Genomic DNA, 17,407 nt, shown 5'->3' on the forward strand with positions numbered 1-17,407 from the left:
GTAGGGTCAATAAAAGCACGCTTGCAAGGGTTATTGATAGGCTCAAAAGGCCAAATGTTAAATACACCGCGGTCTATAAACTTTAAAGATTTAGCCAAACGCAATGTAATTTTAGAACTTGAAGAGATACGCAACCCAAGTGAAAAGTCTTTAATAATGGGGTTTGTTTTAGCTAATCTAAATGAAGCTATACGTGCTAATTACGAAGAGTATCGTAAACGTGGTGAAAAGTTTAGGCACATTACACTAATTGAAGAAGCGCATAGGTTATTATCTAAATTTGAGGTAGGCGATAGCTCGAATAAAAAACAAGGGGTTGAAACCTTCTCTGATATGTTGGCAGAAGTGCGTAAGTATGGAGAGTCGTTGATCATTGTTGATCAAATTCCAAATAAGCTAACGCCAGAAGTTTTAAAAAACACGAATACAAAAATTATACATAAACTTTTTGCACAAGATGATAAAGAAGCGGTTGGGAACACTATGGCGTTAACTGATGAGCAAAAAGGCTTTTTATCTAATCTTGAACCAGGACGCGTGATTTTATCGAGTTCGGGCATGACAAAACCCTTGCAGGTACAAATAAAAGAGTTTGTTAGCACAACAGAAGAAACAGATGTTGATCCTGATAATATTAGAAAAATAGCGCTTCAATATTACGCAGATAATTACAAGTCAGGTTTAATAAAAGGTCTAGAACTATTAGAAAGCCCTCCTTCAGGTGAGGTAATTCAGGATATTCTTCAGGGGAGTCCGCTATTAGCTTGGGTTGAAACATTAAAGAAACGAAAATCAAATAGCGCGCTACATAACTACATTCAAAGTTATGGCGTTGAGTTTATGCACCAATATATTCTTGCCTCTTGTTATAAACCGCTTGCTGAGTCAAAAGAAAATAAAAGAGAGCTTGATTTCAGAAGTAATTGTTTAGGCCATTACTTATCTGAGGTCAAGCTAAACCCTGATATAGCATTTACTTTGGAGCAGAAAAATGCCCTATCAACCAACAAGAGTATAAATGTTTAACTAAGGAAAATTTTATGGGACTTTGGAGTAGTATTTGTAGCGTTGTTAGCAGTGCTTGTAATTTTATAAGTAGTGCAGCCTCAAGTATTGGTAATAGACTTGTAGAATCAGCAACCCGTATTGCTAGTTTGGGTGTTTCTCTTGCGGCTAAAGTGACAGATGCAATAAGAGGTGTAGGTGTTTCATTAGGTATTATTCGACCAGAAGATAATCTCGAAGAGCTCGGCGAAAAGGCTATTTTAAGTGAAAAAAAACCAGAAGATTTTGACTCGATCAATGAATACATAAACCACCTAAACAATAATGTTACCTTTGATAAGGATAGATTTGACAGATTGGATGAAAAAGAGCTTTTAGCTCGCTCCTCAATAGGGGCTTCTATTACTTTAAAGGGAATTAACGAAAAATTAGATACAGTAGTTACGCCTGAGTTTATGGCTACGGTGGCTTCGCAAGAACTTGAAACGAAAGAGATAGTTAGCACTATTAAAGCCTACAAAGAGAATGATTTAAAACTAGAAGATTATGATCTTTATTTAAATGATGAGCTTACTCTTGATGAAACAACGAAACATAGCTCGGCTTTGGTAGAAGCATACCAAAAGTTAGAGCCAGAGTTATCAATAGAAGAAATTGAAAATAAAGTAATGGGACTAAGTAATTAAATGACAGACTTTTACGTTGAAAGTAAAAATGGCAAAGTTAGAACGTGCAGAGTTATTGAGGGTGAATTAGAGAATATTCGGTTTTCAGGTGAGTTATGGATTGATAGTGCTGACTTTTGGGAGCAATTTAAACGTAAAGTTGAGTACATTGAGAGTGAGCGTTTAGCATTTATTATTGTTTCTGATGATGAGGCATTTGATATTGACCCTGACATTTTTATTGCAGACGATTTTGCGGCTGAAAAAAGTGAATTAAAAAGACTGGTGGCGCAAATAGCTGCTATTTCTTCATTTATTAAGCTTTATCCAAATTCAATTGAAATTCAAAGAGCTGCCGTAAATGATAAACCAGAATCGTTTGATGTAATTAAAGGTGATAGTGCCAGCGAAGCAAAGAGTATTGGCATAGAAGGCTGTGCAAATGGTTTACAGGCTCATTACCTTAAAAAGACTAATGAGCTTAAAAAGAAAGGTTAGTTATGGATAAGAATAATTTAAAAACAGAGGTTTTAGCTCTCTTAGAAGATGAGGAAGTTAGAACTAAAGTTTGGGCAATAACACTCGAAAAATCAGAAAAGCACTCAAATACTTTATCGCCTAATAAGGTTGAAGAGTCAAATCAAAATGAGTGCCATGCTATGCAGGCAGAAAGTGATGCGTTAAAAGAAGAAAATGCAAAACTTAGATCTATGCTGGGGCTAAAAGACTCTGCTTTGGCTGAAAGTGAAAGTGTAATTAGATCTTTAAATGTTGAAAAATCAGGCCTTGAGGAAAAGTTATCAGTGGCCTTAACTGATTTTGAAAAAAAAGAAAAAACACTTGCAGAAACTTTAAGTTTATATGAAGAGCTAAAAAGAAAAATTACATTTTACAGAGATAACTTTGAGGAAGACCTTAGGATTAAAGAGGTTTATGAGGAGCTCTCATCACAAACTAAAGTATCAATTAAAAATATTTTTAAAGATACAACACCAAAAGGGTTGGTTGTTTGCGGCACTCAAGAAAAGTTTATATTTAGCTTCTGGGACTATATTAAAGCTGAAATAAACAATGGCAGTAATCAAGACGATAAAAAATTAGTTTGTTTATTTGAGTTATTGTTTGCTCGATTTAAGTTAGCCTTTCCAATGTTTGAGCTACAACAAGTTAAAGAGGGTGATGTGTTTGATAATCAAAATTTTGTAAAACATCACAGTAGCCAAAATATGAGTGGGCCGATACAAGCATTACTATTCAGGGGCTGTGTAAATAACCAAACTGGAAAAATAGTTAAGCAATCTATAGTAGTACTTTAACTGCCTAAGAGTATTAAATCTTCACCATTATTCTATATTAGGACGCTTTTAGCGTCCTTTTTTGTGCCTGTAATAAAGTTTAGCCTGTTAGCCTATCGCTTGCGCGACTCGATTATTTTTATGCCGATGTTTTAACGTATACATGCTCGGCTAAGGTTAAACAGGTTGGGTAAGTGGGGGGCGTTTTGCTGCTGGGCAATTACTAATACCCATAAAAATGGCTGAGGGGCGTTTGAAGTTTAATGTAATAGCATAAAGCAGAGCTTAATGGCTATGTAGCCATCAAGCTCTACTAACAGCTTGTTATTCAACCGTGGCTGTTAAACCACGACGTTTAAGTAAGGCTGATGTGTCTGGCTCTTGGCCACGAAATGCTTTAAACGATTCCATCAGGTCACGCGAGTTACCGACTTCTAAAATTTCTTTACGGTATTTGTCACCTAGTTCACGTTTTAAGCCACCTTGCTCTTGTACATAAGCAAAAGCGTCAGCTGCTAAAATTTCACTCCACATGTAGGCATAGTAGCCTGCAGAGTAACCGCCCCCCATTGAATGAGAAAAGAATGCAGACTTATAACGCGGCGGCACAAATGGCACGTTAACGCCGTGTTTTGTTAAAACATCTTGCTCAAATTTTTCAATATCTTGCAGTGGGGCATCTGCCGGTAATGAATGCCATTCCATATCTAATAAAGCGGCAGATACATATTCTAATGTATCAAAACCTTGGTTAAAGCTTCTTGATTTAATTACTTTTTCAAGTAATTCATCCGGAATCGGCTCGCTTGTTTGATAATGTTTAGCATAGTTAGCAATTACTTCAGGGTGCATTGCCCAATCTTCTTCAAACGTAGACGGGAATTCAACAAAGTCTCTTGATACTGACGTACCAGATAAGGTTGGGTATTTTACTTTTGAAAGCATACCGTGCAAGCCATGGCCAAGCTCATGGAACATAGTGGTTGTTTCATCGTAGCTAATAAGTGTTGGCTCACCTTTGGCGCCTTTTTGAATGTTCATAACATTCACGACAACAGGTTTTTGCCCATTCAAACCAGACTGTTTAACAAACGAGCTCATCCATGCGCCGCCACGTTTACCTTCACGCGCAAAATAATCAGCAAAAAAGATAGCTAGGCTTTCACCATTTGCGTCAAATACTTCATATGCTTTTACATCTGGGTGATACACAGGTAGATCGTTACGTGGCTTAAATGTAATGCCATACAAACGATTCATGGTAAAGAATACACCGTCTTCTAATACACGGTTAAACTCAAAATATTCTTTTACTGCTTTTTCATCAAGGTTGTACTTATCTTGACGTACTTGCTCGGCGTAATATAACCAATCCCATGGTTTAAGTTCGAACTGCTCTGCAGATGCATTTATTTTTTCTTGAATATCGGCAGCTTCTAACGCTACATTTTGAGTTAGTCTTGGCACCATGCTAGCAAACATATCAAATACAGCTTGTGGTTTTTTAGCCATTTGCGACTCTAAACTAAATTCAGCCCAGCTGTTGTAGCCAAGTAGCTTTGCTTTTTGTGCTCTTAATTTAACTAGTTGCGCAACAATGTCGCGATTACTAAATTCACCATCTAGCGCGCGCTCTGAAGATGCACGCCACACTTTCTCGCGTAAATCACGGTTTTGTAATGAAGCTAAAACAGGCTGGCGAGTGGTATTGGTGATTTTAATTAAATACTGCCCTTCGTGGCCGGCTTCTGTGGCTGCATTAGCAAATTGTTCAATTTGACCTGCCGATAAGCCAGCTAACTCTTTTTGGTCTTTTACGATGACAACATTACTTTTACTTAGCGCAAGTAAGTTTTGTGAAAACTGTGTCGTTAAGGTTGATAGCGATGAGTTAATATCACGTATTTGCTGCTTTTGTTCATCATTAAGCTGAGCGCCTGAGCGCACAAAACGTTTATAGTAAACGTCTAATAGTCGTGTTTCTTGCGCTGTTAATGCTAAAGAGTCTATTTTATCAAAAAGTGTGGCTACTTTTTTAAATAACGCATCATTTAAAAAGATGTTGTCTCTGTGCGCTGCAAGCTTTGGTGCAAGTTCTTTTTGAAGCTCACGACGCGCTGGGTTTGAGCTAGAGCCCGCAAGGTTGTAAAAAATGCTGCTTGCACGCGTTAATAACTCGCCACTTTGCTCAAGTGCCACGATGGTGTTTTCAAAAGTCGTAGGGGCTGTATTATTAATAATGTTTTGTACTTGCGCCATTTGCTGCGCCATACCTTGATTAAAGGCAGGTAAAAAATGCTCATCTTTGATGACTGCAAAGTCAGGGGTTTCGTACTGTAGTGTGCTTTTTTCTAATAATGGGTTGGTAGCTTGTTGTGCTTGCGCTGAAACACTTTGCGCAGTAGTTTGCTGTTTGTTGTCAGCGTTTACATTTGGCTCAGAGCAGCCCGAAAGTAATAACGCCGAGCTGATTGCTGTGGCGAGTAAAGTTTTCATATTTACATTCTCTTATTATTGTAACCAGTCGTTACCTTGTCATTAATCAAGTAAGAGTACGTTGACTTAAATGTAACTACACTTAGGTTGCGATAAAGTCTAAATTAACTGCGACGAGCTGTTAAGTTATATGCCCCATAGTGCATTTTTTGACGAGCAAGTAAAATATAAAGCAGTAAATAGGAGGGGCGTTGAGTGGCTTAAATACGCCAGTGATGTTTAATTTATTTAACTAGTTATTTATCGACGTACGTCTTTTGGTGCGCCGCCTTTTGGCCAGTCATTCGCTTTATTGGCAAAAATAGGGCGCTCTAAATGTGAAAAGTAATAAGCAATATCGACAGCTTGTTGATCACTTAGAATGCCTTCTTGTCCCAGAGGCATATTGCCCTTTATAAAAGCGGCTGCAGTATACGTACGCGCCATGCCTGCGCCATCGTTAAACGAATGACTGCCCGCAACAGCAGGGAACATGTAAGTATCATTGGGGTATAAACCTTGAGCATCCATTTGATGGCAGCTTGCACAATGCTTTGCGTAAAGGGTTTTTCCGTTATCGGCGTTTGGTATTAGCTCTTTATTAATAGCGACAAAGCCCGTGTAGCCTTGCAGGTCGTCTTCGGTTTTTATATTTTGTGACAAAAAGTTCATGTAGCTCACAATAGCCTGCATAGGCAATGAATTAGTAGGCAGTGGCTGACCGTTCATTGAGCGTTGAAAACAGCCGTTAATTCTGTCTTCAATGGTGTTTATTTTTGCATTACGTGAACGATACTTTGGATATACCACATTCATGCCCACATAAGGCGCGGCTTTGGCTACATGCCCTTCATTAAGATGGCAAGTGCTACAATTGAGCTTATTATTTACGTTATTGGGAAGTTGTTTATAGGTATCAATAATTAATAAGCGCCCATAACGAATTAAATCCGACTCAGGGCTGGCATCGAGCTCATTAATAGCGGGCGTTACTAGGGTGTTAGGGTGATTTGCTGATAAGTTTATAATTGTGGGCGCATTACTTAACGCTTTTTGCACAAGTGATTGTGCTTCTTGTGAGCATACGGGCAAAGTAAATAACGTCGCGAATACAACACTAAAATAAACTTTAAACATAATTAACCTGAACTCCGGATAATAAATCCATCTCAAGCAGCTATTTTCAGCGCTAACTGCGTTGAATTTACTTGCAATAGGCTAGCTATTGACGCGTAATTTCGCCTTGTTTTCACTAAAAATCTCTAGCTTGAGAAAATAAAAATAAATATCATTTTGATTCAATATGTTAGTAAATCTCTTAACCAGAGTTCAGGTTAATTAAAACCTAAATAAAAAAGAGTATTTAAACGACAGTGCTCATTATTGCTGTAATGTGGCTAAGTGTTTTTAATACCGGTGAAATTGGTAAGATGAATCGGTAAACCGTGACCCACTATCATTAAAATATAGTTAACGATTACTTAAAGGGTTAATAATTTAGTTAGTTTGATTATTGAACAGCAGTGCTTAGGTGGAGGTGTCATTAGTTTGTGATTAATTTATATAAGTTTGGTATGCATAGCCAAATGATTATGAACCATAACGCTATGCAAAGTGAGGTGTTTTTTGACTATTTTATTTACAGTTATAATCCATAATTTTGTGTGATAAAGCGCTAAGTATGTCCACTACTTTAAAACTTGCTTGCTCCATAAGAGATACTTTTTCTACAGCAGTATTGATATCGCCTAATTGGAATGCTTCTAAAGCAGCAAAGCCATTCTTATGGACATCTTCATGTGGTTGCTCTAATGCTTTAAAGTCGTTAATGCTTGAATATTTTAATGCACCTTCACCTTGGTAATACCATTTACCTAAACGACACATGGTATGATCAGAAAAGTCTTCTGCAGTCTTATTTGATTGGCCTAAAATGACTTTATAAATATCGTATTTCCATACAATGTGATCCATTTTTACTGTTTGAATAAATGCATCGGCACTTGAATTAACAATAACGCTATACATATTTTGTGATAGTTCAACCACTTTTTTAGCGGTAGCATCAATTTCTGATGAGCTATTTGCAATGCCATCACTTTCTTCGCTAACGTTAGTAATGTTAGTTACAACGCTTTGCATTTGCTCATTGACCTTAGCTATTAAATTAGAAATTTCGTTAGATGCATCAGAAGAGCGCTGAGCGAGCGTCCTTACTTCATCTGCCACAACAGCAAAGCCTCGTCCTTGCTCTCCGGCTCTAGCGGCCTCGATAGCCGCATTGAGTGCAAGTAAATTTGTTTGATCAGAAATCCCTTTAATTATGTTTACAAAATCATTAATTCCGATTGTTACTGACTGCAATTCTTTAACGGATTTAGTGGCTGATTTTGTATCTCTTGAGATATTATGTGTTGACGATGAAGTCGTTGCTAACATATCTAAAATTGTATCAAGTAATTCTTGGGATGACTTAAATGACGTAATATCATTAATTAGTTTATGTGAAGTTGAGGCTAAGCTTTCTCTGATGTCACTAATTAAATCAGATGACTGTAATGATAATGTGTTTAATTCACGCTGTTTTACAAAGGCTGTATCATTTGCTATTTCATTGTCGTTTTGTTGTGATTGCTCGCTGTTTGCTGCTAACAATTGCGCTTCAAGCTTTTTATTGGTTTTTTTTAATTGAATTAACTCGTTATTTAACTCATTAATTTTGTTTTTATATTTCGAATTGAACAGCATGTAGACCCCAATTTAAACACAGAAAATAAACGTATATTTTTTATTAAATTTACCTGAACATTGATTACTTTATTCGATTTTTTACAGGGGTGGAATTGACGTCCACCCAGGTCGATTTTTATAAAAGTAAGTTACAACACTATAATAGATGCTTTATAACCTTTTGGTAAATAAACTTTTCTTTTAATGCTTATAATAAGCTTGTTTAAGGTGAACACTGCTTTAGAAGTTAGTACTTCCTAATTGATTTACTCAACTGGGCTTGAAACTCATCAGGGAATAAAATTGTGCCGTCGTCTTCTTCGGTAGGGAACACGGCCACCAGTAAGTCGTCTTCTTCAAGGCCAGGTGTCCAGCGGCTAAACCAATCGTTTGTTGGAATTGCTTTAGGTGTACAGCCTTGCCATTCGCCGGTTGCCCAGGCTTGTGCGAACTCTCGTGTTGGCCATACCGGCACGCAATCGTCGTCCTCGTTAGTGAGCATTACGCAGCCGTCGTCATCGTTTAAAATCCACACTTGCTTAAATTGCTGCACGGTTTCGTACATGTATGCGAGTCGTTTTTTTGCGCCAAGGCCTAAAATTACGTCGTCTTGCTTTGATAAATTATCGGTGGTCATTTTTGGCTCTCTCTCACTGTGGAGTATACAAAGAGCAGCGAGCTGCTGCGCTTTAAAATTTAGTTTAGCTGATAGCTGCTAGTAGCTCATTGGCTAGTTGGTTTAGTGCGTCGGGGTCTTGGTTTGTTAATGCGTAGGTGCGTAATCCATATATACCCATAACACAAAATCGTGCCAGCTCTATGGCACTTCGGCCATTGGTAATTTCTTTATTATCAATTGCTTTTTGTAACTGCTGCGCAAAAGCGTGCTCATATGCAGTTAAATTAGTACGCAATACGTGGCAAATTTGTGGATCGTTACCCTCTACCTCGCTAATGCTTTTTGTGAGCAGGCACACTTTGGTTGCTTCACCGTCAACGCATTCTTGCACAATGATATTAAGGTATTGTTTCAGCGTATCTAAAATACAACTGCTGTGCTCAAACAGCGCCGTAAACTGTGTATTGCGATCGGTTTGGTATTGCTCAGTAGCGGCTAAAAAAATGCCTTTTTTACTTCCAAATGCCGCGTATAACGAGCCTGGATGTAAATGGGTTGCTTGAGTCAGTTTTTGCATACTGGTTTTTGCATAGCCATGAAGCATAAACATCGCCATTGCTTGGCGCAGTACAAACTCTGTATCAAATTCTGCAGTTCTCATAATGACTCTTCTCGTTGGCAGAGTAGGTAAAGCGAACTTTCAGCAATAATCCTACTTTAAGCAGCGTTTAGGTAAAGCAGTTTACGCAATCTTGAACAAAGTTTCAAAATTATACTTGAATATTCATTCAAGTGACCCTATCTTGAATGTACATTCAACAAAGGATAAACATTATGTCGACAGACTTACTTTCACCTTTTAAATTAAATAACAGCATTGAACTGCAAAACCGTGTACTAATGGCACCACTAACTCGTTGTATGGCAGATGACAATTTAGTGCCTACACAAGCTATGGTTGATTACTACGCTCGTCGTGCTGATGTAGGATTAATTATTAGTGAAGCAATTATTATTCGTGCCGATGCACAAGGTTACCCAAATACACCGGGTATCTTCACTAGTGAACAAGTTCAAGGTTGGAAAAAAGTCACTGACGCCGTGCATGCCAATGGCGGTAAAATGTTTGCACAATTATGGCATGTTGGCCGTGTTGCTCACCCTCACTTTTTTGGTGGTGATGTACTCGCACCATCGGCGATAGGGGTTGAAGGTTCAGTACCGCGTATGCGCGAGCTAACTTATATTACGCCAAAAGCTGCCACTAAAGATGATATTAAAGGCTTAGTGGCTGACTACGCTAAAGCGGCAGAAAACGCGATGGAAGCAGGTTTTGACGGCGTGGAAATTCATGGTGCTAATGGTTATTTAATTGACCAATTTTTACATTATGCTGCCAATGAGCGTGATGACGAGTACGGGCAAACACCAGAAAATATGTCTCGTTTTGCACTGGAAGTAACCGATGCAGTTATTGATGTTGTAGGCAATGAGCGTACCGCTATGCGTTTAACACCAGGTGCCTACTTTAATATGAGCGAAGACAATCGTGATAAAGCAGTATTTGACTACTTATTACCAGAGCTTGAAAACCGCAAGTTAGCTTATTTACACGGCGGTATTTTTGACGACAGCATGCGTTTTGATTCACTAGAAGGTAAATCAACCTCTGAATTTTTACGAGCTGGTTATGCAAGTACCTTAGTGGGTGTAGGTAGTTATAGTTTTGAAACTGCCAAACAAGCGATCAACGATAATAAATTTGATTTAATTGCCATTGGTCGCCCACTTATTGCTAACCCAGATTACATTAGCAAAATTAAAAATGGTGAAGAAGTGACACCTTATAGTGATGAGATGCTTGCTGAGTTAGTTTAAGTTTTAAAGAGTTCTCACTAATAAGCCCACAAGTGTGGGCTTATTACTTAAAAGCGGATTTATGAATCTATCTTTTTGGATAATTCTGCAAGCTCTTGAATTTTAGTAACCGTTTCTTTTATGTAGCCGTTTATTTCTTCAGAAGATGCCTTTGAATTGCCTGCAAGAGTTCTTACCTCGTCAGCAACAACAGCAAAACCGCGTCCCATTTCACCTGCTCTTGCGGCTTCAATAGCAGCATTGAGTGCAAGTAAATTTGTTTGCTCTGATATTCCATTAATTGTTTCTACTATTTTGCTGATAGTTTGGCTTATATCTAATAATTCTTTCATTGATATTTGAGTTTGATTAACTGCTTTTTTTCTTTCCGTTATATTTAAACCTATAAACATATAACTAGTAGTTTGACCATTAACATCTCGAAGAGCACATATTCTTGCATCAAAGGCACTGTATTGATTGTTTTTTTCAAGTTCAAAAGTTTTTGAGATATGTTTGTTTTTGTCTAAAAATGCTTTTTCTTCAACGCTGAGATCAGAAATCAGATTTTTAGCAAACTCTTCTACAGAAAAATTGGGTTTTAATGCCGTTTTTAGTAATTCGTTACAATCAAGTACTTCACCATGAAGAGACACTTGCAACATAGCTATAGACTCGCCGATAGTTTCTAGTTTGTTTGTGAAATCAAGCGCCATTTGCTTTACTTCAGATATATCAGCTTGAATTGCAATGTAATTTTCTAATTTCCCTTCTCTTATTACTGGGTTGATAGATAGCGAGGTCCAGTAAGCACTCCCCGATTTTTTATAGTTTAATATTTCTCCATAAAAAGGAGTTCGATTTTTAAGATGTGTGCGTATCGTTTCTATCATGTTTTTGTCAGAATCTTTGCCTTGTAAAAAACTGCCTGGTTTCTTACCTTTTACTTCACTTAAAGCGTATCCTGTTAAACGTTCAAATCCATTGTTTACATATTGAATATAGCCGTTAGGATCGGTGATTATTACCGCGTTGTCTGTTTCGTTTGCAACAAGTGACAACATCCGTTGTTCTTCTCTAGTTATTACCTCTTGCGTTACATCTTTGATAAAAGCTGTGTAAATAACGCGATTAGCTAATTTAATTTTCGATAGCGATAATCGCCCCCACACAGTTGTTCCATCTTTGCGTTCAATTTCAACTTCTCTACTGGTACCAACTATTTTATCGACACCTGTGTTTCGGTTTGCATTTACAAGCTCATCATGGTTATGTTGTATTGCATGGGGTACTAGCATTTTTACATTGTTTCCCATTACTTCTTGTTTACTGTAACCCCACAGTGTTTCAGCGGCTTTGTTATACAAAGTGATACAATTATTTTCATCAATACATACAACTGCATCAAGGGCTTGCTCTAACGATTGCTCATTGATTTCTTTTGCTTCACGCTCTGCTGATATATCTCTTATAAAAGCGGTGTAATGTTTGTTGTTATTTACTTTCACCTGAGAAAGCGCTAGTTCGACCCAAATGCGACTTCCCGATTTAGTTTGTAACTCAACTTCTCGGTAGCTGCCAACAATTTTGTCTTGCCCGGTTTCTCTATGATGATTTACATAGTCGTCGTGGTTTGTTTTATGTTCGTCAGGGACTAGTTTTCGTATGTTGTGACCGAGTACTTCATCTTCTGTGTAGCCCCATAATTTTTGCGCGGCTTTGTTATAAAAGACAATATTGTTTTTTTCATCTATGGAAACAATTGCCGTAATAGACTGTTTTAATGCTTGCTCAGCGCTATTAGCGAAAAAATTAAACATAGTGCAGCTACCTGTAATTAAAGCGTTAATAAAAAGATAGCCCAGGAAAAGCTGATTGCAAAATTGGTTTTTAACTTTGTATAAAACTGTGTTTTTGGGCTAAAAGTTATCACTTTATGGGCTCTTAACTTTTTATATCTAAGTTAAATAAGATTTTGATCAATTGCAGTTAGAAAGAGTGAGAAAATTTTATGACTTTAGAGAGTCCCTTGGCTTTTGGGTGCTGTTTTAGTCTGATTGCTCTTAATTACGATGTGCTTGATTTGATTACTTTACGTCATAATTAACTCATATTTGTTTAACCTGTTTGTCAATAAAGTTCCCCCTCGTTGTCATATTTAAAAAATAGACTGTGCCCGCTTTCATAATTACCTTTTATAATTAGAATCAAACGGGACAACAATGTACGCTTTAAAAAATAAATCGATTTTGAGCATGGCTGTGGCCATGGCGGTATCAACTTCAGCTTATGCTAACGATAACGTGATAGAAGAAGTAACCGTTACTGCAAAACCAACCAGTTATGCAAACAACGTTATTGAACCTGCCATGCTTGAGCAACAAAGCTCGGTATCCAGTGTGTTATCAGTAATAGATAACTTACCTGGCATTAGCATAAACGAAGGCGACGCATTTGGCGGCGACGATTGGTCAACCACTATTACCATGCGTGGTTTTAGTATCGACTCAAACCAGCAGCAATTAGGTATGACGGTAGACGGTATTCCTAATGGCGGTTCTAATTATGGCGGTGGTGCTAAAGCGAATCGTTACCTAGATAGCGAAAATCTTGTCACCGTGGAAGTAGGTCAGGGCACTTCAGATATTAAATCAGCCTCGTTAGAGGCGCTAGGCGGTACTTTTAACTTTGTAAGTAAAGCGCCTAGCTTTGAAAAAAGCACCACTTTTGCTTATACCTCAGGCAGCCATGACGCAAGCCGCTATTACGTTAAACACGAAACTGGCACCATTTTTGATAATACTCAAGCGTATGTGAGTTATTCGCAAACCGATACTAGCCGCTGGATTGGCTCGGGCAGCAATGGCGGGAAAGATAACCAACATGCTGAAGCGAAATTTGTCACCACCCTTGATGAGTTAACTATAACAGGGCGTTTATCTTACGATGATGTAAGCGAGACGAATTATAATAGCGTGAGCTTGGCACAATTTGAACAAACTCCAGATTGGGATCAACTAACATGGAATTGGACAGGCGTTCCGCACTTTGACCAAATGTTTGCAGAAGGTTGGGGCACGCTGCGTGAAAACACTCTAGGGTATTTAAAGTTTGAATACGCGATTTCACCCACCTCATTGTTAACCATTAGCCCTTATTATCATAAAAACTCAGGCCGAGGTGATTGGATCCCTCCTTATTTAACGTCCCCTGTAGATGAAAATGGTAACCCAACCACAGAAGGTGGCACAAACGCAGGCTCTTATGGCTTTACAGATAGTAATGGTAACCCACTTGCTCCCAATGCAGGTTGTACGGCTAGCTTAAACTGGCCGTGGGAGTCAGGCCCTGAGCTTAATCCTGCATGTTACGATGCTGATGCAACGCCAGTTATGTCTTATCGTCATACACATTATAATAAAGACCGTTTAGGGGTAACTGCTAATTATCAAGCAAGCATTGGCATGCACGATATTGAAGCCGGTTTTTGGTATGAGCAAAGCGACCGTGATGAGTCACGAGATTGGCATAAAGTTATAGATGCGCGCATTTATCATCACTTTGATAACACCCCTTATTGGACGCAATATAAAAACACCTTTGAGACCGACACCCTTAAATGGTACGCCCAAGACTCAATGTCATTTGACGACTTAACTCTTAACCTAGGGGTTAAAAAGTACTTAGTAGACATAGAAAAGTATGACCATTATCAAAACGCCACCACAGCTAAAGTAAACAGTGATTCAGACCTTCTATTTAGTGGCGGTATTTTATATCAGTTAAACAGTAACACTGAGTTATTTACCAGCTACAGCGAAAACTTTGCCGCCATTAAAGATGGTGTGCTTGAGCGCGATAGCTCTGACTTGTCAGCTATTGAGCCAGAAACCGCAGAAAATATTGATTTAGGGGTGCGTTATGACAATAACGCACTTAAATTAACGGCAACGGCTTACTCAATTGAATTTGATAACCGTATTACCTTTATAGCGCCAGGTAGCGACACGGGTGGTATTGATTACACCATAGGTACTAACGGCTCGTACCTCAATGTGGGCGGTATTGAATCGAAAGGTTTAGAGCTATCAGCAAGTTATATGTTGAGCCCACAGTGGAATGTATATAGCTCATACACCAATAATAACTCTGAATATAAAGGCGATGCGCCAGGCTTTGAAGCTGGAGGCAAAGTAATTGATTCAGTAGATGATTTATTTGTGCTTTCAACCGATTATTACAGCGGTGATTTCCGCTTTGGTTTATCGGCTAAATACACTGGCGAGCGTGGCGATGTAGATAGCTATACCGTGGTTGATTTAAATGCAGGCTACGCAGCTGAAGTTAATGCTGGCCCCTTCAAAGCAATTGATATTGCTTTTGTGGTTTACAACATTACTGATGAAAGCTACCTAGCGGGCGGCACAGGTAATGGGAGTACTTACTTTATTGGCTCACCACGCACAGCAGCAGTTACATTAACGGCTACTTTTTAAACCTAATGTAACCTTATATAAGCCCATCATCGATGGGCTTTTTACTATATAAAGTTGATGAGAACACTATGAAAAGCATGATAAAAATAACCGGATTAAGTTTAATTTTATTGTTTAATAATGTGGCATTGGCTGCTCAACAAAATGTAGTGTTAGTCACCCTTGACGGCGTACGCTGGCAGGAAGTATTTAATGGTGCCGATAAAAACCTGCTCAATAATAAAGAATTTGTTAAGCAACCAGCACAGTTAAGCAATGAATTTTGGGATGAAAGGGTGCAACAGCGCCAGCAATTATTAATGCCGTTTTTAACACAAACGATTGCCACTCAAGGCGTAATTATGGGCGACAGAGCAAACGGCTCAGCGATGTCAGTGAGTAATCCATGGTATTTTTCATACCCTGGTTATAACGAAATTCTTACCGGCGAAGTGGATGAAAACATTAACAGTAACGATAAAGTATTTAATCCAAATAAAACCATTTTAGAGCGATTAGATGCGCAGCCTGAATTTAAAAACAGCACGGCTTTATTTGGTAGCTGGGATGTGTTTCCTTACATTGTAAATACTAAGCGTAGTCATGTGTATGTAAACGCAGGATTTATGCCTATTGCCGATGATTTATTTGCCGATGCCCCCCTGTTAAACGCATTACAAACAGAAATCCCCAGCCCATGGCACAATGTGCGGCTTGATAGTTTTACCTATCGATTTGCTAAAGCCTATATGCTGGCGAAAAAGCCAAGATTATTGGTTATTAGCTTAGGAGAAACTGACGACTTTGCTCACGATGGCCATTACGATGCTTACTTAAAGTCGGCCAAACAAAGCGATGCATTTTTAAAAGATTTATGGCAAACCATTCAAAGCACAGCAGGTTATAAAAATAATACTACGTTAATTGTTACTACCGATCATGGCCGTGGCAGCTACGCAAACGATTGGCAACATCACAGCTCTAAACGGGCACTAGCGAAGTCGGAGCAGGGTAAAAAGGCATTTCCTGAGGGAATTATTGGCTCAGAGCATATTTGGCTTGCTGCCATTGGCCCTACAATTAAAGGTAATGGCTTAATAAAAACCGATAATGAGCTTAAACAAGCGCAAATTGCCGCCACCGTTTTAAAAGCACTTGGGCAAAACCCAAACACGATTAACCCTAATATGGCACCGGCTATTAACGAGATTTTAAAATGAAACAGTTACTAAAAACCTTTAATCATTCAGCGCTGTTACTTGCTTTTGTTATTAGTGGTGGCGCAATGGCTGCGCCGTCTAAAATATTGTTTGGCTCGTGTGGGCATCAAGATAAAGACATCCCCATCTTTAATGCGATTAACAAAGAGCAGGGTGATTTATTTATATTTTTAGGCGATAACATTTATGGCGATACTAACGACATGGCCGTGCTTAAAAATAAATACCAACGATTAGGGGCAAAGCCTGGCTTTAAAACCTTAAAAGCAAATACACCCCTAATAGCCATGTGGGACGATCACGACTATGGTCAAAACGATGCGGGTAAAGAGTATCCGCAAAAAGAAGCATCACGGCAAATTATGCTCGATTTTTGGCAAGAACCTGCTAATTCAAAACGCCGTACCCGCCCTGACGGCATTTATACCTCGTACATGTATGGCGAAGGCGAGCAAACCGTGCAGGTGATCATGCCTGACTTACGCTTTAATCGCGATAAGCTTAATTCAGTGAGCGAACTTGAGTATTTTACAAAGCGTAAAGCAAATAACCAAGGACCGTACAGTCCAACCGAAGTAAAAGGCGCGTCTATGCTTGGAGAGGCGCAGTGGCAATGGCTTGAAGCCGAACTTAAAAAGCCAGCAGCGATTAAACTAATTGCATCAAGCTTGCAGTTACTGCCTGATTTTACTGGCTGGGAATCGTGGGCAAATTTTCCAGAGGATAGAAACCGTTTATTTTCGTTAATAAAAAAACACCACGTAAATGGCGTGGTGATCATCAGCGGCGATACTCATTGGGGGGAAATTTCAAGGTATCAACACAATCTTGATTACCCACTCTTTGAAATGACCAGCTCAGGCCTGACTGAAAAATGGAAAGACGTTAGCCCAAATAAACATCGTGTCGGTGATTACACGCATAATGTTAACTATGGCGATTTAACCATTGATTGGCAGCAAGCAGATCCAGGCTTGTCACTTAAGCTCAAAGGCATTGATGGTAACGTAATAATGCAAAGTGATTTTAGCTTATCTAGCATAAGCCCATACCAATAAAGGGGTTG

At 38.7% G+C, this 17,407-nt stretch carries 14 protein-coding genes; 8 read left to right on the forward strand and 6 right to left on the reverse strand.

The genetic code is table 11. The features are described from left to right. The 4 genes from ACTRWE_RS15105 to ACTRWE_RS15120 form a co-directional block, all read left to right on the forward strand. A partial coding sequence (locus ACTRWE_RS15105; RefSeq protein WP_462880253.1) for an ATP-binding protein occupies window positions 1-1,026 on the forward strand: 1,026 nt, incomplete at its 5' end. A gap of 14 nt (window positions 1,027-1,040) precedes the next feature. Further along, on the forward strand, window positions 1,041-1,691 hold the full coding sequence (locus ACTRWE_RS15110) for a hypothetical protein (RefSeq protein WP_462880254.1): 651 nt from the start codon (window positions 1,041-1,043) through the stop codon (window positions 1,689-1,691). Continuing rightward, window positions 1,692-2,168 (forward strand): hypothetical protein, encoded by a 477-nt coding sequence (locus tag ACTRWE_RS15115; RefSeq protein WP_462880255.1) that lies wholly within the window; start codon window positions 1,692-1,694, stop codon window positions 2,166-2,168. A gap of 2 nt (window positions 2,169-2,170) precedes the next feature. Beyond that, on the forward strand, window positions 2,171-2,986 hold the full coding sequence (locus ACTRWE_RS15120; protein ID WP_462880256.1) for a hypothetical protein: 816 nt from the start codon (window positions 2,171-2,173) through the stop codon (window positions 2,984-2,986). Window positions 2,987-3,289: 303 nt separating this feature from the next. On the opposite strand, the gene ACTRWE_RS15125 is transcribed toward ACTRWE_RS15120, so the two are convergent. The 5 genes from ACTRWE_RS15125 to ACTRWE_RS15145 form a co-directional block, all read right to left on the reverse strand. Further along, the gene (locus ACTRWE_RS15125) at window positions 3,290-5,461 is read right to left on the reverse strand and encodes a M3 family metallopeptidase (RefSeq protein WP_462880257.1); all 2,172 of its coding nucleotides are present in this window, start codon (window positions 5,459-5,461) and stop codon (window positions 3,290-3,292) included. 240 nt (window positions 5,462-5,701) lie between these two features. Then, window positions 5,702-6,577: a c-type cytochrome gene (locus ACTRWE_RS15130; protein ID WP_076920785.1), complete on the reverse strand. Its 876-nt coding sequence runs from the start codon at window positions 6,575-6,577 to the stop codon at window positions 5,702-5,704. 498 nt (window positions 6,578-7,075) lie between these two features. Continuing rightward, entirely contained in the window at window positions 7,076-8,188 is a 1,113-nt protein-coding gene (locus ACTRWE_RS15135; protein WP_350644618.1) for a methyl-accepting chemotaxis protein, read from the reverse strand. Between the two features lie 229 nt (window positions 8,189-8,417). Next, window positions 8,418-8,807, reverse strand: coding sequence for a DUF2750 domain-containing protein (locus ACTRWE_RS15140; protein WP_013464647.1), 390 nt, complete (start codon window positions 8,805-8,807; stop codon window positions 8,418-8,420). Window positions 8,808-8,871: 64 nt separating this feature from the next. After that, window positions 8,872-9,450 carry a TetR/AcrR family transcriptional regulator gene (locus ACTRWE_RS15145; protein WP_013464648.1) on the reverse strand — a complete coding sequence of 193 codons (579 nt, stop codon included), beginning with the start codon at window positions 9,448-9,450 and terminating at the stop codon, window positions 8,872-8,874. A gap of 173 nt (window positions 9,451-9,623) precedes the next feature. Between ACTRWE_RS15145 and ACTRWE_RS15150 the strand changes: the two genes are divergently transcribed. Next, window positions 9,624-10,667, forward strand: coding sequence for an alkene reductase (locus ACTRWE_RS15150; protein ID WP_076920787.1), 1,044 nt, complete (start codon window positions 9,624-9,626; stop codon window positions 10,665-10,667). Window positions 10,668-10,726: 59 nt separating this feature from the next. Here ACTRWE_RS15150 and ACTRWE_RS15155 read toward each other — a convergent pair whose 3' ends face one another. Further along, window positions 10,727-12,466 (reverse strand): PAS domain S-box protein, encoded by a 1,740-nt coding sequence (locus ACTRWE_RS15155; RefSeq protein WP_076920789.1) that lies wholly within the window; start codon window positions 12,464-12,466, stop codon window positions 10,727-10,729. A gap of 402 nt (window positions 12,467-12,868) precedes the next feature. Between ACTRWE_RS15155 and ACTRWE_RS15160 the strand changes: the two genes are divergently transcribed. From ACTRWE_RS15160 to ACTRWE_RS15170, 3 genes are all read left to right on the forward strand, one after another. Beyond that, window positions 12,869-15,142, forward strand: coding sequence for a TonB-dependent receptor domain-containing protein (locus ACTRWE_RS15160; protein ID WP_076920790.1), 2,274 nt, complete (start codon window positions 12,869-12,871; stop codon window positions 15,140-15,142). 68 nt (window positions 15,143-15,210) lie between these two features. After that, window positions 15,211-16,341 (forward strand): alkaline phosphatase family protein, encoded by a 1,131-nt coding sequence (locus tag ACTRWE_RS15165; protein ID WP_024601366.1) that lies wholly within the window; start codon window positions 15,211-15,213, stop codon window positions 16,339-16,341. Continuing rightward, window positions 16,338-17,399, forward strand: coding sequence for an alkaline phosphatase D family protein (locus tag ACTRWE_RS15170; protein ID WP_290155993.1), 1,062 nt, complete (start codon window positions 16,338-16,340; stop codon window positions 17,397-17,399). The genes ACTRWE_RS15165 and ACTRWE_RS15170 overlap by 4 nt, the downstream gene beginning before the upstream one ends. The last annotated feature ends 8 nt before the right edge of the window (window positions 17,400-17,407 follow it).

It is taken from the genome of Pseudoalteromonas sp. G5_S1_54_S4 (assembly GCF_054968565.1).